Genomic DNA, 22,846 nt, shown 5'->3' on the forward strand with positions numbered 1-22,846 from the left:
GCTGCTTTTATATGGAATCAAAAGGAGCAGGAAGCCTGCAGATGAGTCCCATCCATTTGGATATGGTAAGGAACTCTATTTCTGGTCCTTTGTGGTTTCAATTCTTATATTTGGCTTAGGGGGCGCTTTATCCATCTATCAGGGAATTTTACACATTATAGAACCCGAGGTGATGAAAGATCCATTCTGGAATTATATTGTATTGATACTTTCCCTTATTTTCGAGGGGAGTTCTTTGTTTATTGCTGTAAAAGAATTTAACAAAACACGTAACGGGTTGAGATGGTGGGATGCGATCATCAAAAGCAAAGATCCGGGAAACTTTCTTGTGGTTTTTGAAGATGGCGCCGCCGTAGCAGGTCTGCTTGTTGTTATGATATTAATGGGGATCAGCCACTGGTTACAAATTCCGGAATTGGATGGGCTGGCATCGGTAATCGTAGGATTAATACTGGTTTTTGTCTCGCTTATTCTGGCCAGGGAAAGCAGGAGCCTGCTGATGGGTGAAGGCATAGCACCTGAAACAAGAGAAAAGATTGCTAAACTGGCTGAAAAAGACATTACTGTAGTCAGAACAAAAAATATACTCTCTACGTACCAATCACCTGAAGAAGTGGTACTGATGCTGATTATCGATTTCGAAGACCATCTGGATACAGAAGAGATCACAGAGGCCATACACCGTATTCGTGACCATATTAAAAATGAATTTCCATTGGTAAGGTTCGTTATTATTCAACCGGAATAACTTAATATATTTTATGATCTTGGAAATTTTCAATTTTTATCCTTTATTCGATACATAAACTATTATATATACCTTAAGATTACAAATATTAAAAGCTTTAGTTTGGTCAGATAATTAGATAACGAGTTAAAACGGTGATTAAAAAACCGTATCAACTGACAATAGATCAAAATTTATAGTATAACGTTATGAATTTTTGAATGGATACTCTTCGTATACGGTATTGATAAGTTCATCAGAATGAATATTTCGTGAAAAAATGGGATAATGAAAGGCATCAAGCTTGTTAAGAATACGAATAAGGTCCATCTTTTCTTTCTGGGTAAGGTTTCCGGCAACAATATTTGTTGCCTGACGAATTTTTTCCATATGTCTTTCGAGAACAACCAATCCTTTTTCGGAAATACGGATGAGCTTGCTTCGTTTGTCCATATCAGACTCTGTCTGCTCAACAAGTTTCTGACGAAGCAGTCTAGTAATTATAAGCATACCTGCTGGCTTATCATGAATATTCTTTTTGATAAGTGCCATTTTCGTCATTTCACCAAAAGCTTTTAAATTGATCAAGTAGATAAAGTCTTCCTGAGTCGAAAATTCAGAATTAACAATAGCGGACTTTGAATAAGTCTTAGCATATCGGTTGAGATGGACAATTAATGTGCTTATTGCACTTTCAGCCGTTCTTCCATTCTCTTTCCCTTCCCAATACGGTTCATCAGGAACACTCTCATAATCAACTTTATTTCCACCCGAAACCCATAATTTAAAGCCTTCAATAGTAGGTGGATAAGCGTTATTATCTGACTCGAATTGCTCGAGAAGAGTCATAAATTCTTTTATAAGGGTAAAATTCATTTTAATAAAATACTATACAAATATACCAGCTTTTAAATTAATATCAATTCTCTAATCATCGCATGGTAAGTTTGTTCAAAAACGATAAAAGAGAAACTATTATTATTTTATACACCATTCATTTTACCTAAATCACAAAAGAATATTAATAAACTAAATACAAAAAAACTGTCCGAAACTTTATCAGCTTCGGACAGTTTGTAGTATGTAGTCTTAAAATTAATTTGTTTTTTTTCTCCATTCAGCCTTAACATCTTCTGCTGCATCTTTTGTACTTTCCCATGCTTCATCGGCTTTATCTTTGATATCTTCCCATGCATCGGAAACATTTGATTTCACTCTATCTAACCAGTCTTCCTGTGTTGCTTCCTGATCATTATCTCTTTTTTCATTGATATAATCTTTCGCTTTATCCGCTAAGTCATTAATCTTCCATTTCGCATTATCCGCTGCATTTTTTAAAGAGTTTTCTGTTTCATTAACTGCATTTTCCGCTTTGTTATAATCTGAATTGTTCATAATATAATATTTTAGTAATTGGTGTATAAATAAACAATGTCCGTGCCTAAAATATTATTTAAAATGTTAAATTTTCTTAAAATACAAAATCATCATTTACAACAATTATAGTAAGTATATTCAGAAAAATTACTGGCAAATTACCTTTCGGAAATTTTAGCAATCTTCAGCAGTATTAGATTATGACATCTGAATTTAAATGAATCAAAAAAAAACATTATCCTCCGGATATACTCTTATATCTTCTCCAAAAGATGGCCAAAGTATTTTTTCTTCTTCGCAAGATAGCTCTCATTCACTTCATTGGAATCAATTTCTAAAGGGATTCTACTATTGAGAATGATTCCGGTATTTTCTATGGATTTGATCTTATCTGGGTTGTTAGTCAAAAGATTAATCATACTGATTTCCAAAATATTCAGCATTTTAACAGCTACATCAAAGTTTCTTCCGTCTGCCGGAAGTCCCAGTGTCAGATTGGCCTCAACGGTATCCAATCCTTTTTCCTGAAGTTCATAAGCCCGGAGCTTGTTGATAATCCCAATATTTCTTCCTTCCTGACGAAGATAGATAATCACTCCTCCCTTTTCAGACATATATGCCATCGCAGCATCCAGCTGTTGTCCGCATTCGCATTTTTTGGAATGAAAAACTTCTCCTGTAATACATTCCGAATGAAAACGTACATTTACGGTTGTGCTAAAATCTGTATTCTCTGCCACCCAAACCAAATGAGGACTCCAGTCTTCCTCATTGTCTGAAAATGCATATACGGTGAACACCCCATAATCTGTAGGTATTTTTGATTGTGCTTGTATTTTGAGCATTTTTTCTCTTTTTAAGTTTATATAATTATTTATCAAACGGACTTTTTTTGTCCTGCTTTACCCAGATAAGTTTTGATGTATCATAACCAATCTCCTGAGCTTTAGATATAAAATTTTGTTTTACGTTCTCAGGAATAGTCTTCTCACGAGACAGAATCCAGAGATAATCTAAGTTTTTACCAGCAACCAATGCATATTTATAATCTTCCAGCGCAACGACGTTATAACCGGCGTAAAAAGGCCAAAAAAAGCTCACTTTAAGTACAGCAACATCCTTATCTCCTTTGAATTTAGCAGTACCATCGACTGATACCCATTTGTTCTTCTTAAAATTATAGCCACTGTTAACTACCACTACACTTCCATCCGCATTAAGAGAGTACTGAGCCATTGCATTATCAAGATCTTTTTCAAAATAATAATCGAATCTTGCTATTTCATACCATGTACCTAAATACCGATTGACATCAAATTGTCTGACAGGCTGAGCTTTCTCAGGCATAGACGAACAGGAAGTCATACTATTTAGCAAAACGAACCATAGTATGACTATAAGAATTATTCTATTTTTCATTTTCAGTTACTTTTTTAAAGAAATAAATATTGAGTAAAAACTGGCTGTAACCATAGACGGCATCTTCAACAGGGATTGTTCCCATTCTAACGCCTAAAAAATCATCAGGATTATAATTAACAACCGGTGAAGGAATTAATGAGCCTGTCAGTATTCCATTCACTGCAAAGAAACCAGGCATCAGAACCAGGTATACAAAACTGGCTTTGCCTAACCATTCTTTTTTAGCCATAAAATGAAGATAACAAAGTGTAAGTATAGTTACAATTATCGTCAGCAATGTATATATTCTTTCATAACAAAGTAGCCCTACAACACCAAGAACAATAAAAGAAGTAAATACAATGAGATTATTAAAAGCATTCGTCCAGCCAAGATTAAAATACTTTTCAAAGCAATAATAAGTAAAAACACAAGCGAAAGGAATACAATAAAAAAACAACCATTCCTCTACTGGAAGTCCCGCTATTTTAAATCCTAAAGTATAATTGATATCAAACCACCATACTCCTTTTGCCGTGAACCAAATATCCCAGGCAATAAAGGGAATGGCTACAATGGTGGAAGACAGCAAAAATTTCCAAAAAAGCTTATTAAACTGTATTCTCCTGTCAAAAGATGCCAAAAAGCAGATAATGACAGTGAAAAAGTTAATCAGTATGTAAGTATAAGACATCATTTTTTATTGAAATACATTCTAAAATATTTAACAGGCACCCACAAAAAGCCGAAACATTCTCCATCTTCTTTTCCCAGATGCTTGTGATGCTGCTTATGAGCACGTCTGATGGCAAGAAAGTACGGATTCTTTGTTTTAGTGAAAATCTTAGCCCTCTGATGAATAAAAATATCATGCACAAAGAAATAAGCCATCCCGTAAAGGCTTATTCCCAGACCGATAAAAAACCAATAACTAAAATCGTGTTGTACTCCCAGATACAATAAGGCAATAGACGGGCTTGCAAAAATGAAAAAGAACCAGTCATTTCTTTCTAATTGGCCATCATGGCTGTGATCATGATGATCCCGGTGCAGGATCCAAAGGAAACCATGCATAATATACCGGTGAATAAGCCATGTAGCTCCTTCCATGGAAATAAACACGCCAAAAACAATCAGAACATTCATGATTCGTTATGTTTATTGTTAAAAAGATCATTTAAAACCTTGTATCTGAAATCGAAAATACTTTTAAGCTTTTCTTTTACAAATAACTGATGAGCTATTTTACCTAAAGATCCCATGGGAAGTTCATAGTCTACCGTATCTTTCATGAGTACTCCATGCTCATTAGGAATAAATTCATGAAAATGATTCCAGCGCTTATATGGACCTTTTTTCTGAAAGTCTGTAAAACTTTTATAATCTTCAACCTGGCTGATAATGGTTTTCCACCTCATGGGAATCCCCAATACAGGAGAGACTGTATAATCTATTTCCATTCCTTTAAAAATAGGCTTATCCTTCACATCGGAAAGAACCACAAAACCCATACTCTCAGGGGTTATTTCTGATAAATTATGAGGGGATGAAAAAAACTCCCATGCCTTTTCAATATTGCAGCTAAGCTGTTGTTCTCTGTATAATCTGTACATCATTTATTTTTATTGATTGTTAAACGCTCCACAAAATCATTTCAAACGGATTTCTACAATCAGAAATAAGCAGACTTGTAACGAATATAACTTTTGAAAGCAACCAGCAGCTTTTGTGAATTGGCAATCCTGATTCTCTGTTGTAATATATTCTGGGAGTTTGTTTTTTTTATTTTTTCAAAAAGGGAAAGATAATATCTATAGGCTAGGTATACTCCGAAGATGGATGAGCCTGGGAGTTTTTTAATTCCCTGCAACGCTTCTTTGAATTCTTCTTCAATTTCCTTTTCAATCAGCGTTTTAACGTTATTATCAAAGACTGACATATTCAGGAACGGAAAATAAGTTCTTCCTAAAATTTGATAATCATCTTTCAGATCCCGTAAAAAATTAACTTTCTGAAAAGCAGATCCTAATTTCATGGCAAAGGGTTTCAGTTTCTCATACTGCTGTTTATCACCTTCTGTGAATATCTGCAAACACATCAGTCCTACAACTTCCGCAGATCCATAGATATATTCTTTATACAATTCGGAGTTATAATCAATTTTATGAAGATCCATTTCCATACTGTGTAAAAACTGATCAATCAGCTGCCTGTTTATATCATACTGACGAACGGTTTCCTGAAATGAATGCAAAATAGGATTGAGTGATATACCATCTTCAAACGCCTGATAGGTTTCAGACTTTAATCTCTTAAGAAGTTTCTCTTTATCATAGCCATGAAAGCTATCTACAATTTCATCTGCCAAGCGCACATACCCGTAAACAGCATAAACAGCAGGTCTGATGGAAGGCTTCAATGCCAGTATTCCCAATGAAAAACTGGTACTGTATTTTTGCGTAGTGTACTTACTCACCTCGTAAGACAATTCATCAAACAATTTTTTCATATTATTTTATTTTTAGTTTACTGACTTCAGTCGCTACAATTTTTCCGGAAATTACTGATGGAGGAACGCCTGGACCGGGAACGGTTAACTGCCCTGTATAAAAAAGATTTCTGATCTTTCTATTTCTTATTTTCGGTTTCAAGACAGCTGTCTGTGATAAAGTATTGGATAGTCCGTAGGCATTACCTTCATAGGCATTATAATCGGAAATAAAATCACTTACACAATAGCTTCTTTTGTATTCTATTCTGGAAATAAGATCAGCATCACCGGTATGCTTTTCAATTCTTTCAAGCATCTCCATCAAGTATTTTTCTCTGATTGATTCTTCATCATGTATTCCAGGAGCAAGGGGTAAAAGCAAAAAGAGATTTTCACAACCTTCAGGCGCTACCTCCGGATCTGTTTTAGACGGGCAACAGGCATAAAAAAGTGGTTTGGAAGGCCATTTCTTATTTATATATATACAGTCTATATGATTATCCAGTTCATTTTCAAAGAACAGGGTATGGTGTTTTAAGTGAGGAATTTCACCTTTGATCCCAAGATAATAGATAAGACATGAAGGAGCAAATGTTCTCGTCTTCCAATATTTTTCGTTATAGTTTCTGAGAAATTTTGGGAGTAACGTTTCTGTATGATGATAATCTGAGGAAGCAATTATGGCATCAAACTCATATGCTTCACCATCAATTGTTATGGAAGATACCTTTCCGTTTTCTGTATTGATTTTTTGTACTTCGTGATTAAAATGAAAGGTCACCCCCTGCTTTTCCGCTACTTTCTTCATGGCGAGAACAAGCTGATAAAAACCTCCCATTGGGTATTTTGTTCCCAACACATAGCCTCCGTAATTCATAAGGCTGTAAAGAGCAGGAATTTGCTGCGGGGAAGCTCCAAGAAATATAACCGGAAATTCCATAAGAGATCTTAATTTCGGATCAGTAAAATATCCTGAAACATAGTTCCTAAAATTGCTTAAAAGATCAAGTTTCAGTGCACTTCCCGCTATTTTTAAAGAAGCAAATTCCAGCCAGTTATAACATGGTTTTGTTACAAACTCTTTCATCCCTACTTCATACTTAAATTGTGCAGACTGCATAAATTGATCGTATTGCATAGCGGCTCCTGTTTCTATTTTTTCAAAGAGCTTGCGGATATCTTCATTTTTCTTGGGAACTGCAATTTTTTCTTCTGGAAAAACCATTTCAAACTGAGGATCCAAAGAAACAAGATTAAAAAAATCGGATGCTTTACAGCCAAAATCACTAAAAAACCCCTCTATAATATCTGGCATCCAGTACCAGCTGGGCCCCATATCAAACACATATCCTTCATCTGTTTTAAATTGTCTTGCACGCCCCCCTGGCTGAGGGTGCTTTTCAAATACGTGTACTTCATTACCTGATTTTGCTGCATAAGCTGCCGCTGAGATTCCGGAAAATCCGGAACCTATCACCGCAATTTTCTTTCTTAAGTTTCCAATATTCATTGTAGTTTATTTAATAGTTTTTAGCAGATTCTATTAATATCTTATCAGTTCAGTCTATTGTAGACAATATCCAGCAAGTCTGTGGCTTCTATATTCATACGGTAAAAAGAATCATGAAATTCATCTAATTTAGAAAGTATACCAATAAGCAGCATTTGTTCAGAATGGTTCAGATTTCCTACTACCACCCTTGAAGCTTTACGGATCTCATCCATGTGCTCATCCAGCATAGAAAGTCCTTTTTCAGTTATTTGAATATGTTTGATCCTTTTATCTTTATGGGAGGCGGTCTGTTCAGCCCAGCCATTGCGGATCAAGCGGTTAATAATAAGTATCCCGGAAGATTTCTCACTAGCATTATATCTTATGAGTTCCATTTTTGTCATAGCTCCCATGGTTTTCAGGCTTATCAGATAAATAAAATCATCTTGGCTTGAAAAAACGGAATTACCAATTGAACGGGAGTACGTTTTTGCATATCTTCCCATTCTTATCAATAAGGTATTGATGATACTATCAGAACTTCTTCCTAATTCCTTTCCTACCCAATCTGGATGTTCCTGCTCAGAATAAGATTTCGAAGAAGCATTGATCCATTCTGTAAATCCCTGAAGATCGTTACTATAATGCACTTTATCTTCATTCTGTTCCATAAATTGCTGAACAAGTTCAACAACTGCTTTTATAAGATCAAAATTCATATCAGATAAATTAGTACACAAATATACTTATTATAGTTTATAAATACACTTTTTATTTTTTGTTTTTGTTTTCAAATTATAACCAAGTGTTAAAAGCACTTAAAAAAAACACCTTATAATCAACACCATATAAAAAAAACACCTTTAAAAAGGCCGATGCATGGAGTATATGCAACATAATAAAAATAGTATATTAATAAACTATAAATTTTTTAGAATATGAAAAAAGTGCACTTTAATTAAACGATTTATTAAGAAATAAATTGATAATGAAAGACTAATGAATCTGTATATTCTTTCCTATGACTCAACTGAATCTGAAAATATTTTTTTGATGAAGCTTTGATGCTGAAGAAACTGTTGACAGATTAAAGCAAGCGTCGGAGTCTGCACTCTGCTTAAAGATATTCCTCTTGGTTTACTGAGATCGTTAATGCCTGGATCACATTAATTTCTATCAGCTAGCTTTACTTCTGGCTACCTTCATACAATCCAGTTTATTAAAAGCCTTGCTGTACTGCCTTTTCAATAAAAGAACTGATCCAAAGTCTTTCAAAAGGTTTGCTGCATTGTATATAGTTATAGCGGAAGACCATCTTCCTTTCCTGCATATGTTGTTATAATAATACTATTACATTACAAGTTAAGGACATCATGTTTGTTTCTTCATTTAAATGATCAGCGACAAACCAACTTCCCTCAATTTCGATAAGGAGGAAGCCCGATATAGACTACCGTCTGTATCCTGAGAAATATAAAGTTGGTAAAGGTGAACAGGGCGCTTTGATCTGTGAACCTTATAAGTCAGAAATAGGAAAACACTGGCATTTCAAAAATACAGAAATTGCCAAAGTAAGCTCAGAAATGCTCTTTCCTATATTTTTGGATTATCTGGAACAGAATGACTTTGTCGGAGCAGATATGGCAAGAAGATATCTTCAAATGGGCTTTACAAGGGCGAGGCGGTATTTTAATTTTAAAGGAGGCAAAAAATACAATGCTGAAAAAGGATCAGCAGTTGGAAAAAGGAACGCGTGATCCAGAGAAAGCTAAAGCTGCGGATATTTTTTATAAAAAAAGGAAAGAGGCAGAGAAAAACCAAAAATACACCCAATTAAAAAAAATATGGAAAGAGAAGTATGGAGAAATTGTTTTGACAGCTTTATTATATTCTCTTTTTTAAAACAGCAGGGCTTTAACTGGGTTATAACTATTGCAATAATTTATAGATGCTATTTTTCATACGTTCCGCTATTCTGAAATACATTTAAACCTTCTATCTTCTCATTGGTAACATTATAAACAATTTCAACTGAAAAGGATGATACTTTATACAGTACAAATTTTAGTTTATCCTTATAAGTTTCACTAATTACAACACCTTCAGCGCTAACAAGTCTATGCTGAGATTCCTTTGATAGATTTTTAAAATCGTAATATGTGATGGACATAGAGTTAGTTTTTAATTTTATATCTGCCGGAGAACAAAAATTTTCTTTTTGTAAACAATACGTTAAGTTGGAAGTTAATATATTTTAAATACTATTGACCCGACATTCGGATGAATCGAAATGTGAGATTAATTCGTTCTTTCATTCGTATGGTTGATTTCGCAATGCGATGTTCCCAGTGTTCCTGAAGATCGCCTTTCATGATAAGTAATGAGCCATGAGGCAATGGTAAACTGTATTTACTCTGATGATGGTCTTTTTTTCTGAAATCAAAGTTTCTGGTTTGTCCAAGACTTATGGATGCGATAACCGGACGTTTACCATATCGGCTTTCCTTGTCCCGATGCCAGGCGACGGAATCGTTATGATCACGATATAGGTTTAACAGAACACCATTGAACTGACAGCCAAATTCCTTCTCAATTCTCTGTTTTAATGAAAACAATTCAGGAGTCAATGGATAAGTTGGTTTTTTATTTTCTTCGGAATCACTATATTTTGAATCACCATACCAGGCCGTTAATCTTGGAGTAAGCACCATCTTATCATACATTTTTTGAGTACGCTGTTCCCAGGGAGCAGTTTCCAACAATTTGTTTTTAAGTAGATCGGCCTCTTCCTTACTCAGAAAACTCTCTCTGTATTCCAAAAGGTCTTTTGGAAACTCATACAACTCTTCTGCATCAAATAAACTAAGCTGACTCATTGTAATTTTTCTTTAAATCATTTAACTTTGTCTTATTCCGTTTCTACGGAATAATTTTTTTTCATCATTTGTGTTTTTACTTCCCTTTGGGGAAATTTTTTGATTATGCCATCTACTCAAAATAAATTCAATTCTTATCTCCCATTTTTTCTTTGATCTGTTTGATATCAGTTTTAATTTCTGTGATAAAGTTTTGAATATGATGTTCTGAAAATTCATCAGGTTCATATTCTTTGGTAGTAATACTACAGGCAAATTCCCAGATTTCTTTAATTTCAGGCAATGGAATTTTATACGGCTCATAAAATTGATTGTCAGCCTTCACCCATATACCATCGGCTTCATGAAACTGAAACCTTTTGTAACTGATACCATCATTGGTGGTAATGAAAACATACGTTCTGTCCGTTTTCAAATCCGAAAGATTTTCTACATATTTTCCGACGATATAAGTTCCGTTCTTATAGGGGGGCATTGAATCTCCGTCAGCAGGAAATGCTCTGAACTTACCCCCTTTTAAAAAAGGTAATGATATGGTCTCCAGACTTTCTATGTATTCCGGATCTCCATAGCCATTCAAATAGCCCATAGAAGCTTTTTGGGGGATAATCTCAATCTGATTGTTTCCATCCTGATCAACCCTTATAGGCAGAACAATTCTATTCTCAGGAAGCTCCATGAGTTCATCGATAGAAAATTTTCTCACATCTACAGTCAACAATAGGTCGATGCTGATGTTATAGAATTTTGAAATTCTAAGCAGTATTTCAATTGGAGGTTCCGTTCTGCCATATTCATAGGCGACATATCTGGATCGGGTAAGAAATAATAGATCTGCCAGTTCTTGCTGAGTCATATTTTTCTTTCCTCTCAAAAACACGATGTTATCAGAGAATTTTGACATTGTTACAATTTTAGACAACAAAAATACAAAATATGTTTCAAAACGTAACTAATTTTACCACATGGAAAGAGCAATTGTACATATGGATTTAGATACGTTCTTTGTTTCCTGTGAAAGGCTGAAAAACTCCGAACTGGAGAAAAAGCCTGTCATCATAGGAGGTGGAGACCGTGGTGTTGTGGCGTCCTGCTCTTATGAAACCCGGTTTTTCGGAGTAAGGAGTGCCATGCCAATCAAAATGGCTTTGCGCTTGTGTCCCGAAGCAAAAGTCATTAAGGGAGATATGGAAATGTATTCCAATATGTCCCATATGGTGACTGAAATTATTCAGGAAAAAGTACCTGTTCTTGAAAAAGGAAGTATTGATGAATTTTATCTGGATCTCTCCGGAATGGATCAGTTTTTTGGATGCTATAAATGGACCCATGAAATCGCAGAAAGCATACAGAAAAACACAGGATTACCGATAAGTTTTGCTTTATCCACCAATAAGACCGTATCCAAAATCGGAACCGGAGAATCAAAGCCAATCGGAAGATTGGAAGTGAAAAAGTCTGACATACAGCCGTTTTTAAACCCGCTTTCGGTAAAGAAGATTCCTATGGTCGGAGATGTAACCTTTCAACTGCTCTCAAGACTGGGGATCAGAACGATACAAACACTTTCTGAAATGCCTGTTGATGTGCTTGGGCAGCTGATTGGTAAAAACGGAAATGAACTCTGGAAAAAAGCACACGGAATTGATGAAACCCCTGTCGTTCCCTACTCTGAACGAAAATCCATTTCTACAGAAGATACTTTTGCTCAGGATACTATAGATATTCAGGGGATTCAAAGTATACTCTCAGGAATGGTTGAAAAACTCTGTTATCAGCTCCGGGCAGAGAAATGGCTGGTATCGGTAGTAGTGGTAAAACTCCGGTATACCAATTTTGATACGGAAACCAAACAATGCAGGATTCCGTACACCTCAGCTGATCATACCCTGCTCAGGTATGTTTTGGAACTCTTTAAAAAAGTATATACCAGGCGTATGAGAATAAGGCTGGTTGGAGTAAAGTTTACAGGATTGGTTCACGGATGCCATCAAATGGATCTCTTTGAAGATACGGAAGAGTTGATATCACTGTATCAGACAATGGATAAAATCAAGAACCGGTTTGGAACTTCAAGTGTAGGAAGAGCCTCTGGTTTATTAAAATAATTACAAGATGTTTCTGAATTGTCATTCTTATCACAGCCTCCGGTATGGGACTATTTCTATTAAAGAACTGGTTGAGCAGGCTGTACATTTTAATATTAAAATCCTAGCTCTTACGGATATCAATACCATTACGGGAATATATGATTTGTATAAACTTTGCCAGGAGTATAATATCAAACCGATTGTCGGAGTGGAAATACGGGTTCAGGATGAACTGTATTATATCTGCCTGGCCAAAAATCAAAAAAGCATAGGAGAGATCAACAGGCTTTTAACCGCTTATAATTGTGAGGGTACTGAAATTCCTAAAGCAAATCCTGATTTTAAAGATACTTTCGTTATTTATCCACTGGAAAATATTCCTGAAAAGCTATCGGATCATGAATTTATAGGGATCAGGCAGGGTCAGCTCAACTTTTTGATTCAACCTGAATTGAAACAGTTCATCCATAAAATGGTCATCCTGCATCCGGTTACTTTCAGCAACCCTGAAGAATATGAGCTCCATAAAATACTAAGGGCAATTGATCACAATACATTGATCAGTAAGCTTACAGAAGCTGATTACTGTAAAGACAATGAAATGTTTACTGATAAAAAAAAGCTTCTGTCTCAATTTAAAAATTTTACTCAAATCATTGAGAATACAAAATATATTGTTAATAGCTGCCACTTTGATTTTGACTTTTCAACCCCTAAAAACAAAAAACATTTCACTGACAGCAGGGAAAATGATTTTAAACTTTTAAAACAGTTGGCGTATCAAGGGCTTTCAAAAAGGTATTCAGATGATCATCTACAGGCAAAAGCAAGAGTGGATAAAGAGTTAGGAGTCATTGACCAGCTTAATTTCTGTGCTTATTTCCTCATCACCTGGGATATTATTCAATACAGCAACCGGATGGGATTTATGCACGTAGGAAGAGGCAGCGGTGCCAATTCCATTGTCAGCTACTGTATAGGAATTACTGATATATGTCCTTTGGAACTGGATCTGTATTTTGAGAGGTTTTTAAACCTCAACCGTAAAACACCTCCGGATTTTGATATTGACTGGAGCTGGCAGACCAGGGATATTATCCTGGAATATATTTTTGATAAATATGGTAAAGACCATGTTGCTTTCTGCGGAACCAATGTTGAATTTAAATACCGCTCTATTTTCCGGGAAGTAGGAAAAGTATTCGGGCTTCCGAAAGAGGAACTCGATACACTGGCAACCAAACCCATCCAGGAGCATGATAACAATTCGGTATCCAGACAGGTTCATTACTACGGAAAATTGTTAGAAAAGTTTCCTAACCAGAGAAGTATGCATTCCTGTGGAATCCTGATATCAGAAGAACCTATCACCAATTATTCCGCACTCGAAATGCCACCCAAAGGTTTTCCGATCGTACAGTTCGATATGTATACCGCAGAAGAGATTGGCCTTGAAAAGTTTGATATTCTCTCACAGAGAGGTCTAGGTACCATTAACGACACGGTAAAACTGGTGAAGGAAAAAAGAGGAATCGATATCGATATCCGTGATACATCCCTATCAAAAGATGAAGCCAGATGCAATGAATTTTTAAGTTCCGGAAAAACCATCGGCTGTTTTTATATTGAGTCTCCTGCCATGCGGGGTTTACTCCGAAGATTGAAATGCGACAACTATAAAGTACTGGTTGCTGCTTCATCTATTATTAGACCCGGAGTGGCCCAAAGCGGAATGATGCGGGAGTATATTTTCAGGCATAACAATCCCACAAAATTTGAGTACTTCCACGAAGTTTTTGAAAAGGAATTAGGAGAAACCTATGGCATTATGGTGTATCAGGAGGATGTTATTAAAATTGCGCTTCACTTCGGAGGACTATCTGCTACTGATGGTGACATACTGCGAAGAGCGATGAGTGGTAAGGGGCGAGCTTTATCAGCTTTACAGAAAGTAAAAGATAACTTCTTTGAATCCTGTAAAAAGCTAGGGCATCCTGAACAGTTATCCATAGAAGTATACCGGCAGATCGAATCTTTTGCAGGATACTCATTCTGTAAAGCACACTCCGCTTCCTATGCCGTAGAAAGCTACCAGAGCTTATATCTGAAAGTCTACTTCCCTATTGAATTTATGGTTTCTGCTATTAATAACGGTGGCGGGTTCTACAGAACTGAGGTTTATATTCATGAAGCCCGGATGTCGGGAGCTGCTATCCATAATCCCTGTGTCAATCTGAGTGAATACCAGACAACGGTCTATGGTTCGGACGTTTATTTGGGATTGATGCATATTGAAAGGTTGGAACTTAAATTAGCGCAACTTATTCCTGAAGAAAGAAATCAGAATGGAGAGTATACTTCCCTGGAAAATTTTGTTAAAAGAATTCCTATTGGCATCGAAACACTACAAATTTTAATCTTTATCGGAGCATTCCGCTTTACCGGAAAACAGAAACATGAACTGCTGATTGAATCAAGATTTCTTCTGGGAACTCATAAGGTTCCTTTCAGACATTTGACTTTACTGGAAGAACCTCAAAAGGATTATAAGTTACCTAGTATAGAACGAAATAAGTTTGAAGATGCTTTTGACGAGATAGAAATATTGGGATTTCCTGTTTCATTCAGTCCTTTTGATTTATTACAGACCAGATACAGAGGCTCTGTTTTGGTAAAAGACTTATTGAAGTTCCATAAATGTCAGGTTAAAATGCTGGCGTATCTTATTTCAAGAAAGCATGTACCTACAAAGAAAGGAACGATGTACTTCGGAACCTGGATTGATGCAGAAGGAGAATATTTTGATACGGCTCATTTTCCCAGCTGTCTTGAAGAATATCCTTTTCAGGGTGGTGGCTGCTATCTCTTATTGGGAACAGTGGAGGTCGATTTCCATTTCCCTACCATTACCATTCATAAAATGGCGAAAATGCCTTTCATTCCTGATCCCAGGTATTCCATGGATAAAGAAAAATCATTGGAAGCCCAACGTAATTTGCATGAGGATGTCAGTATGACTTTTAGAAAACCGTATCCCCAGGAACATGAAATTGGATTATCCCGTAATAAGATGATTGAATAGTACAGAATAGAGATCCCTTCAATTAAAATTACACTACTGGTAAAAAATACTTAAAAGATTACTTCTGTATCTTTTATCAGAATCTTTACCGGTATTTGCAACTCCGTTTGAATTTTTACCCTTAATGCTTCCTGGGCAGAGGGTTCACCGTGAACAAGTATGATCTGTTTCGGTGGATTTTTAAATTTCCTTATCCACTCCATCAGTTCAGATTGATCAGCATGTGCAGATAATCCTGTCAATTCAACAACATTTGCGTTTACAGGATAATATTTTCCGTGAATTTTTAACTCATGAGATTCATTAAGCAATGCTCTTCCACGAGTACCTTCTGCCTGAAACCCGACAATTAATACGGTATTCCGGCTGTTTCCTATATCATGCTTTAAGTACTCAAGAACACGCCCTCCTGTCATCATACCACTGCCGGCAATTATTATTTTACTTTGTTTATTATGAACTATTTCTTCAGTATTCGTATATTCTTTATTGATATTCACCTGTTCAATAATTTCCAGCCATTTTTCTTTATTAACAATTGTGTGTTCAGCATATTCAACCATAATATCCGTAGCAGAAGCAGCCATTGGGCTATCCATAATTACAGGAAGATTGTAAGGGATTCTGTTCTGTTCCTTGAGCTGATAAAGAATATAAATAAGCTCCTGTGCCCTGCCTACAGCAAAACTGGGAATAATTATATTACCATGGTTTTTAACAGTGAGATTGATCCAGTGTTCCAATTTATCATATAAATTGGTATTGTCATGAAGTCTGTCTCCGTATGTCGATTCCATCACTATAAAATCCGCTTCGGTGAAAAAATCAGGAGGAGGTAAAATAGTGCTGTGAGTCCGTCCGATATCTCCTGAAAAAATGATCGTTTTCTCAAAACATTTGATCTCCACAGAACAGGCTCCAATAATATGCCCGCAGGGTTTAAACCTGCATTGAATATGATCACTAAGTTTGATCGCAGTGTTTTCACTAACCGTAAAAAATTGTTTAAAAGATCTTTCAGCATCATTTATCGTATACAACGGTTTTGCAGGATTATGTTTGGTATAATGATGAAAATTCGCTTTCTCCGCATCTTCTTCCTGCAGCTTTGCACTATCGAGTAAAATCAATTTTGCTAATTCTTTGGTAGGCTCAGTCATGTAAATTTTACCTTTAAATCCGTTTTTTACAAGAAGAGGAATATAACCGCAATGATCAAGATGAGCATGCGTAAGAATGACAATATCTATTTCAGCAACATCGACATGTAATGATTCCCAGTTTTGTTCACGCAAAGATTTAATGCCCTGAAATAATCCACAATCTACTAATATAGTAAGTTCCGAGGTCTTTAATAAATGCTTGGATCCGGTAACTGTTTCGGCTCCTCCAAGAGATTTTAAAATAATAGTATCCATTTTTTTAGTTTTATAAATCTGTTGCGCAACGGCCTATTCTGGCTCTGATACTTGAATAGTCTCCTGAATGCGCAATAGGTTTTTATGAATTAATACTGAAAAATTTTAGCGTATTTTGATCTCTTTTACTTCTTTTTTATCCAGATTAGATTTATTAATGGTAATATTTAATAATCCCCCTTTATAATTGGCTTTTATATGGCCTAAACTAATACTATCCGGTAAACGGAAACTGCGGACAAATGAGGAAGCTGAAAACTCTTTTCTGACATAATTTTCTTTTTCTTCTTTTTTCTCTGTACTGGTTGCAGCACTGATGATCAATGTTTCGTCCTCAACTGCAACTTTGAAGTCCTTTTTCTTAAATCCCGGAGCTGATACTTTAAGCTTATAAACACCATTTTTATCAATAATGTTAACTGTTGGCTCCGTTTTAGCCAACTGATTAACAAGATCATCATTCTTCCAAAAATCTTCTACCTGAGATTCTAATGATTGAGATTCATTTGATGGATTGGTTTTTTCCAAAGTTTTCATAACACAATTATTTTAAGGTTTATACTTCAAAGGTATAAGAGAAATAATTTTTAAATTATGACGATCGTTGCGTTTTGAAATGATGCTAATCACTTTTTTCCCAGGCATCGAGAATTTTAATTATTGAGGACATGTTCAATGTTGAATCTGTAATGGTAATGTATTTCAATCCGGTATCCTGAATTATTGATACATCCACAGGAGCCTGTTCCTGGAATCTGAATATAAAATATCTAATCCCAAAGGATATAAGTTTAAAAATAAGCCTGTTTGAAACTAGGTTTTCCTGATCAATAATTATGACAGCATCTTTTGCTTCTGCAAAATGAACGGTAGCTTCACTTAAAGGATTTATTATGATCGTAATTTTATGTTTTTTACGATTAGCCAAAGCCAGAAGCTTTTTATCTTCCTGGCTGATATGATAAACGATGACTTTCATACTGTCTTTTGAATCATCAAATGTATAGATCCCATTATCACTATTCAATGTATAAAATCATTATAAAAAGTGACAGAGATTAGTTTTTTAATTTTTGAAGACGGGGAACATCCAATATCGTAATCCTGCCTGCATTTCTATCTATTAAATTTTCTTCTTTAAAATCACTCAGAATTCTGCTTACCGTTTCAATAGCCATTCCAGCCATAGAAGCAAGGTTTTCTCTTGAAATTTCAAAATTTTCAGTGTGAGGATGTTTTGTATGGAGCTTAAGTAAAACTTCCGCCATTCTTTTTCTCACAGAAAAATAAGCAAGCTGCAATAGCTGCTCTTCGTGGGTAATAACATTCTGGGCAAGAATTTTGATGAATTTTTCCGCTATGTCCGGATATTTATACAGTAGTTGATCAATAACTTCTCTGGGAACTGAGCATAAGGTAGTATCCTCCAATACTTCAGCCGTCTCTTTATATTCTTTTCCTGCAAATAATGAAGTGATTCCAAAATATTCTTCCGGACTGTAGACTGCTGTCATGAATTCTTTTCCGTCTTCTGTCATTTTTGTTGTTTTCACTGAGCCTGATATAATAAGATAAACCGCATTTGCAGTATCACCCTCATAATAGATAATCTGTTTCTTTTTAAAAGATTTGACTTTTCGTTCATCAAAAGCTTTCTTTAATTCATCAAGTCCGTGCGCACCATGAAATAAATTGGTCATTTGACTAAGAATATTGCTATAAAGGCTTTTCTGACGTTCTTTCTTTTTCAATCGGCTTTCAATAGCACTGAGGAGTTCTATATCATCAAATGGCTTAGTAAGATAGTCATCCGCCCCCATTTCTATTCCTTTTCGGATTTCTATCCGATCCGTTTTTGCCGTTATAAAAATAAAAGGGATAAGCGCAGTATCCTCTCTTTTGCTTAAAAGATGTAAAACCCCATACCCGTCAAGCTCCGGCATCATAATATCACATAATATCACATCCGGTATATGCTTAATAGCCAGATCTACTCCCTGTTTACCATTAGAAGCCTGAAATACTTCATAACTGGCAAGCTGAAGAATCTCCGAAGTGCTTTCGCGGATATCGTCATTATCTTCGATTATCAGTAGGCGTATCTTTTCCATTGGTACTAAATTGGAGTATTGTTAGCTGAATTTTTATGAAATGATAAGGTAAACTCAGTACCCTTATCTGATGTACTTTCAAAATGAACCAGACCATCCATGAGATTTACATACCGCTGAACAATATTGAGACCTAAACCTGTTCCGGGAATATTTCCTATATTATGTGCCCTGAAAAATGGCTGAAAAAGACCGGACTGGTCTCCTTCGGGTATTCCTATTCCATTATCTTTTACTGAAAACACATACCTATCTTCATTTATTTCTGTAGAGAATTCAATCAACGTATGTTCTCCTGAATATTTTATAGCATTGCTCATTAAGTTCATTAAACAATTTCTTAATAAGTTTTGATCCAAATTGATTTCACTTTCTGATCCTGCGTGCTGGTAAATTATAATTTGGTCTTCTTTGGTGATAAGCTGCATTTCTTCTGTAAGTTCTTCTGAAAACTTAACAATATCAAATAAATCATAATGGGGTTTTACAATTCCGGTATCCAATTTTTCTAAGGAAAGAAAATCATTGAGGATGGAATTCAAACTGGCAATTGCATTTTTTATCTTATGGAGATGTTTTAATATTTGGATATTGTCTGAAGCTTGAAGATATTTTTCAATAAGTACGGCAGAAAGCTGCATAGAACTTAAAGGGGTTCGAAACTCGTGTGATGCCATTGATACGAACCGGCTTTTCATTTTGTTAAGATCTTTTTCTTTTTCCAGCGATGTATTAGCTTCTTCCTTGGCCACCTCCAATTCATGAAGCATTTTTTTTAGTGATTTTGTACGGTTTTCGACTAATTCTTCCAGCTCACCAGCATACCTTTTAAGAGATTCTTCCGCTTCTTTTTCTTTGGAAAGATCGTGGATAAAACCTGTATAAATCATCCTATCCTGATATTGTACTTCGCTTACAGCAAGCCTAAAAGGAAATTGTGTTCCATCCTTTCTTAATCCTCTGACTTCCCTTCCTTTTCCAATGATTTTCTTTTCTCCGGTAGTCTGATAATGAATAAGGTAATCATCATGTCTGCTTTTATCGGGTTCCGGCATTAATACTGAAATATTTTTTCCGATTAATTCTTCCTCTTTGTAGCCAAATATTTTTAGTGCAGAGGGATTCAGGCTTTCTATCCTCCCCCTGTCATCAATGGTTATAATACCGTCAATAGCCGTTTCAATAATGGCTTGCAACAGTTTGGCACTTTCCATAGTTATCGTATTATGCAGACATATAAAGTTATGCATTTTAGCATAATGAACATATATGATCTATGAAAATGTTTTCGTATTCAATATTATTTTTATTATAAACAATTATATGTAATAATTAATTCAAATATTCAAAAATGAATATGACCATTTTCAGGAATCGTTAATAGCGGAATTTCCAATTCTACAGCCTGTCTTGCGGCATGACTTCCCAAAAATAGTCTTTTGAAAAAACTTTTGTCATGATGGCCCATCACCAGCATATCGATGTCTTTGTATTTTAATATTTCCAAACCGTAATCTATATTTTCACTGTATATACAGTTGTAACAAATTTTACCATTAAGGTTCTTTAGAAATGTCTCTTTCTTATGTTCATAAGTGGCATCCTGAATCACATCATTATCACTCTGAATAATATGGGTAATTAAAAGCTCAGCGTCAAAGTATTTGGCAAATTCAATTAATAATTGGGCTGTTTTTATGTCTTTTTTATTCAGATCTGTAGCGAAAGCAATCTTCTTAAGCCCATTATATTTATGGTTTAAGGGAACTAAAAGAAGCGGATACTTTGTGTTTTCAATCATCTGTATGCTGTTGCTTCCGAAAATAAAACGGGTAAGCATCCCTGCTCCTTGCATACCCATGACGATAAGAAGCGGTTTTTTCTCGGCTGCCATATTGTTAATCACATGAACAGCATCGCCTCCCTCACTTCCATAATGTATTGAAGGATGAAATGGGAAAGCTTCATCTCCCCATACAACTTTTTCTCTGTCTTCCAATGCCTTTACCAACTTTTTAAGCTCTTTTGTATTTTCTTCATATAAATCTGGATATTCGTATACAGACCACGCGATCTGCCCCAGCATTGGACTTTCAACCGGTAATCCAAAGGCATGGCAGAAATCGATGTTGGCTTTCAGGGCATGGGCCAAGTGAAGTGCATAAAAAGCAGCATTTCGCGCTGGCTTTGAGTAGTCAGTGGCGACTAAAATCGTTCTCATAATCTGATTATTTATTTTGGTTAAACATATTTTCTAATGAATCATCTAAATGGTAAATATCCTTATATAATACAGGCTTTCCATCCGTTATAAGACAGGTCAGATAGGTTATAATAATCGGAACAGGTTGCTTTAGAACAAAATCTTTTCTTTTATACTCTGACATTGCATTTTCTAAAACAGGAATCTTGTTTCCTAAACCATCGTTTTTTAATAGGAGAGCTGCCAGCTCTTTAGCATTCTCAACACGAATACATCCGTGACTCAAAGCTCTTTCATCTTTACTAAACAATTGTTTTTGAGAAGTATCATGGAGATATATTCCATAAGAGTTGTCAAATCTAAAAACCACCGCTCCCAATGCATTATCACATCCGGATGATTGTCTTATACTATATCGGTAAGGGTTTTGACGGATCTCTTTTAGTTTTGATGAACTTATTTCAACCTGATTTCCATTTTTATCATAAACTGAATAATGATGGTTCTCTAAATACTGAGGACTTTTTAAGATTTTAGGCAGCATTTCTTTTATGAAAATACTTTGGGGAACCTTCCAGTCAGGCGCTGTTGTAAAATAATGAATACTGCTGCTCAAAACTGGCGTTTTGGTGTTTGGCTTTCCTATAATCACTTTAAAATCAAATACATCATCCTGGTGATAAAGTTTCAATGTATAGGAAGGAATATTGACCAGGATATAGGAAGTATCATGGGTATCAATCCACCGTAAGCGCTCCATATTGATGATGATTTTTTCAGATTCCCTTTGTGGAGCTATACAATCATCTTCCTCATAGAGAGTATTTAAATAGTTCTGGAAGTCCGTGTATTCTTTTATTTTAGGCTGAACCTCAAGGATTGTCTTAAGAAAATCTGTCTGCTGTCTTGCATTCAGCAGTATATGGTCGGATCGAAATCCATTTATATCATTGGAATCAATATATGATGATTTATACAAAGGGTTGTATTTCCCTAAATGCATGTTATTGATGAATGTGATAAGGGCGTCCGTCATCAGAATATCGAACTCAGCTTTTTCCTTTTGATTCTCTTCAACAGGAGTATCTCGCAATTTTCTTAATTTCTGAAGAGAAATGGCATCCCAATGATAATCAGATAAAGAAAGACCAAATCGATAGGAATATTCCAACAGTAACATTGCAGTTTCAGGTTGATCTGATTTCTCTGGAGTTATCCACGCATATTCAGAATTATTTCCGGTATAAAACCTAATAACCGATTGCGGATAATGCAGCTTTGAGAGCGTACCATTGTCTTTAAGTAAAGAAGTAATCTCGTTTGTTGTTTTCAAATCCTGAGCTTGTGTAATTATTGTAAAGCAAAGAATAATGGTGAATGTTAAAAAAGCTTTCATAATCTGAAGTTTATGCCACAAATTTCCAAATTACCATACTGTCAAATAATGACTGCCATCACTAAAAATAATGATATCGCTATACTTTAATCTGTTTTTTTCAACGCTTTCCAAATACTTACTAAATGCAAATCGATTTAAAATTTTATGCGTTTAAAAGATTGAAGTGTTGAACTGATCAG

25 protein-coding genes are annotated in these 22,846 nt (G+C 35.4%); 5 read left to right on the forward strand and 20 right to left on the reverse strand.

Annotation, left to right across the window (positions count from 1 at the left end; translation table 11 throughout):
* The first annotated feature begins 16 nt into the window (after window positions 1-16).
* Window positions 17-748, forward strand: coding sequence for a cation diffusion facilitator family transporter (locus REB14_RS03470; protein WP_309521581.1), 732 nt, complete (start codon window positions 17-19; stop codon window positions 746-748).
* Between the two features lie 186 nt (window positions 749-934).
* On the opposite strand, the gene REB14_RS03475 is transcribed toward REB14_RS03470, so the two are convergent.
* The 10 genes from REB14_RS03475 to REB14_RS03520 all read right to left on the reverse strand — a co-directional run bounded on the left by REB14_RS03475 (window position 935) and on the right by REB14_RS03520 (window position 8,207).
* Window positions 935-1,603, reverse strand: coding sequence for a MarR family winged helix-turn-helix transcriptional regulator (locus tag REB14_RS03475; RefSeq protein ID WP_309521522.1), 669 nt, complete (start codon window positions 1,601-1,603; stop codon window positions 935-937).
* A gap of 219 nt (window positions 1,604-1,822) precedes the next feature.
* Window positions 1,823-2,122, reverse strand: a complete 300-nt coding sequence (locus REB14_RS03480; RefSeq protein ID WP_309521523.1) for a hypothetical protein — start codon at window positions 2,120-2,122, stop codon at window positions 1,823-1,825.
* A 236-nt stretch (window positions 2,123-2,358) separates the two neighbouring features.
* Entirely contained in the window at window positions 2,359-2,949 is a 591-nt protein-coding gene (gene ribA / locus REB14_RS03485; RefSeq protein ID WP_309521524.1) for a GTP cyclohydrolase II, read from the reverse strand.
* A gap of 25 nt (window positions 2,950-2,974) precedes the next feature.
* Entirely contained in the window at window positions 2,975-3,523 is a 549-nt protein-coding gene (locus tag REB14_RS03490) for a lipocalin family protein (RefSeq protein ID WP_034692203.1), read from the reverse strand.
* Window positions 3,513-4,202 carry a lycopene cyclase domain-containing protein gene (locus tag REB14_RS03495; RefSeq protein ID WP_034692202.1) on the reverse strand — a complete coding sequence of 230 codons (690 nt, stop codon included), beginning with the start codon at window positions 4,200-4,202 and terminating at the stop codon, window positions 3,513-3,515. The genes REB14_RS03490 and REB14_RS03495 overlap by 11 nt, the downstream gene beginning before the upstream one ends.
* Window positions 4,199-4,651, reverse strand: coding sequence for a sterol desaturase family protein (locus REB14_RS03500; RefSeq protein ID WP_034692201.1), 453 nt, complete (start codon window positions 4,649-4,651; stop codon window positions 4,199-4,201). Before REB14_RS03500 ends, REB14_RS03495 begins: the two co-directional genes overlap by 4 nt.
* The gene (locus REB14_RS03505; protein ID WP_034692200.1) at window positions 4,648-5,121 is read right to left on the reverse strand and encodes an SRPBCC family protein; all 474 of its coding nucleotides are present in this window, start codon (window positions 5,119-5,121) and stop codon (window positions 4,648-4,650) included. The genes REB14_RS03500 and REB14_RS03505 overlap by 4 nt, the downstream gene beginning before the upstream one ends.
* A 56-nt stretch (window positions 5,122-5,177) precedes the next feature.
* Window positions 5,178-6,014 (reverse strand): phytoene/squalene synthase family protein, encoded by an 837-nt coding sequence (locus REB14_RS03510; RefSeq protein ID WP_034692199.1) that lies wholly within the window; start codon window positions 6,012-6,014, stop codon window positions 5,178-5,180.
* A gap of 1 nt (window position 6,015) precedes the next feature.
* Window positions 6,016-7,506 carry a phytoene desaturase family protein gene (locus REB14_RS03515; RefSeq protein WP_034692198.1) on the reverse strand — a complete coding sequence of 497 codons (1,491 nt, stop codon included), beginning with the start codon at window positions 7,504-7,506 and terminating at the stop codon, window positions 6,016-6,018.
* A 44-nt stretch (window positions 7,507-7,550) separates the two neighbouring features.
* Window positions 7,551-8,207: a MarR family winged helix-turn-helix transcriptional regulator gene (locus REB14_RS03520; RefSeq protein WP_309521525.1), complete on the reverse strand. Its 657-nt coding sequence runs from the start codon at window positions 8,205-8,207 to the stop codon at window positions 7,551-7,553.
* 738 nt (window positions 8,208-8,945) lie between these two features.
* On the opposite strand from REB14_RS03520, the gene REB14_RS03525 reads away from it, so the two are divergent.
* Entirely contained in the window at window positions 8,946-9,245 is a 300-nt protein-coding gene (locus tag REB14_RS03525; RefSeq protein WP_309521582.1) for a DUF4385 family protein, read from the forward strand.
* Window positions 9,226-9,390: a hypothetical protein gene (locus tag REB14_RS24250; protein ID WP_309521526.1), complete on the forward strand. Its 165-nt coding sequence runs from the start codon at window positions 9,226-9,228 to the stop codon at window positions 9,388-9,390. Before REB14_RS03525 ends, REB14_RS24250 begins: the two co-directional genes overlap by 20 nt.
* A gap of 49 nt (window positions 9,391-9,439) precedes the next feature.
* Here REB14_RS24250 and REB14_RS03535 read toward each other — a convergent pair whose 3' ends face one another.
* From REB14_RS03535 to REB14_RS03545, 3 genes are all read right to left on the reverse strand, one after another.
* Complete coding sequence (locus REB14_RS03535; protein WP_034692196.1) at window positions 9,440-9,658, reverse strand: hypothetical protein; 219 nt, start codon at window positions 9,656-9,658, stop codon at window positions 9,440-9,442.
* A 91-nt stretch (window positions 9,659-9,749) separates the two neighbouring features.
* The gene (locus tag REB14_RS03540; protein WP_309521527.1) at window positions 9,750-10,364 is read right to left on the reverse strand and encodes an alpha-ketoglutarate-dependent dioxygenase AlkB family protein; all 615 of its coding nucleotides are present in this window, start codon (window positions 10,362-10,364) and stop codon (window positions 9,750-9,752) included.
* 127 nt (window positions 10,365-10,491) lie between these two features.
* Entirely contained in the window at window positions 10,492-11,268 is a 777-nt protein-coding gene (locus REB14_RS03545) for an XRE family transcriptional regulator (protein ID WP_309521528.1), read from the reverse strand.
* Between the two features lie 61 nt (window positions 11,269-11,329).
* On the opposite strand from REB14_RS03545, the gene dinB reads away from it, so the two are divergent.
* A complete protein-coding gene (gene dinB / locus REB14_RS03550; RefSeq protein ID WP_309521529.1) occupies window positions 11,330-12,472 on the forward strand; it encodes a DNA polymerase IV in 1,143 nt (380 codons plus the stop codon).
* Between the two features lie 7 nt (window positions 12,473-12,479).
* On the forward strand, window positions 12,480-15,536 hold the full coding sequence (locus REB14_RS03555; protein ID WP_309521530.1) for a DNA polymerase III subunit alpha: 3,057 nt from the start codon (window positions 12,480-12,482) through the stop codon (window positions 15,534-15,536).
* 50 nt (window positions 15,537-15,586) lie between these two features.
* Here the strand turns inward: REB14_RS03555 and REB14_RS03560 are convergent, their stop codons facing one another.
* From REB14_RS03560 to REB14_RS03590, 7 genes are all read right to left on the reverse strand, one after another.
* On the reverse strand, window positions 15,587-16,954 hold the full coding sequence (locus REB14_RS03560; protein ID WP_034692191.1) for an MBL fold metallo-hydrolase RNA specificity domain-containing protein: 1,368 nt from the start codon (window positions 16,952-16,954) through the stop codon (window positions 15,587-15,589).
* A gap of 105 nt (window positions 16,955-17,059) precedes the next feature.
* Window positions 17,060-17,491: an Hsp20/alpha crystallin family protein gene (locus REB14_RS03565; protein ID WP_034692190.1), complete on the reverse strand. Its 432-nt coding sequence runs from the start codon at window positions 17,489-17,491 to the stop codon at window positions 17,060-17,062.
* 85 nt (window positions 17,492-17,576) lie between these two features.
* The gene (locus REB14_RS03570) at window positions 17,577-17,933 is read right to left on the reverse strand and encodes a Rossmann-fold NAD(P)-binding domain-containing protein (RefSeq protein ID WP_309521531.1); all 357 of its coding nucleotides are present in this window, start codon (window positions 17,931-17,933) and stop codon (window positions 17,577-17,579) included.
* A 79-nt stretch (window positions 17,934-18,012) separates the two neighbouring features.
* On the reverse strand, window positions 18,013-19,065 hold the full coding sequence (locus REB14_RS03575; protein ID WP_034692189.1) for a response regulator: 1,053 nt from the start codon (window positions 19,063-19,065) through the stop codon (window positions 18,013-18,015).
* A 5-nt stretch (window positions 19,066-19,070) separates the two neighbouring features.
* Complete coding sequence (locus REB14_RS03580; protein WP_034692188.1) at window positions 19,071-20,279, reverse strand: PAS domain-containing sensor histidine kinase; 1,209 nt, start codon at window positions 20,277-20,279, stop codon at window positions 19,071-19,073.
* Between the two features lie 131 nt (window positions 20,280-20,410).
* Window positions 20,411-21,286: a universal stress protein gene (locus tag REB14_RS03585; protein ID WP_034692187.1), complete on the reverse strand. Its 876-nt coding sequence runs from the start codon at window positions 21,284-21,286 to the stop codon at window positions 20,411-20,413.
* A gap of 7 nt (window positions 21,287-21,293) precedes the next feature.
* Window positions 21,294-22,664, reverse strand: a complete 1,371-nt coding sequence (locus REB14_RS03590) for a L,D-transpeptidase family protein (RefSeq protein WP_034692186.1) — start codon at window positions 22,662-22,664, stop codon at window positions 21,294-21,296.
* Between the last annotated feature and the right edge of the window lie 182 nt (window positions 22,665-22,846).

The sequence above is a fragment of the Chryseobacterium metallicongregator genome, from assembly GCF_031324065.1.
In the GTDB taxonomy this organism is placed as follows: domain Bacteria; phylum Bacteroidota; class Bacteroidia; order Flavobacteriales; family Weeksellaceae; genus Chryseobacterium; species Chryseobacterium metallicongregator.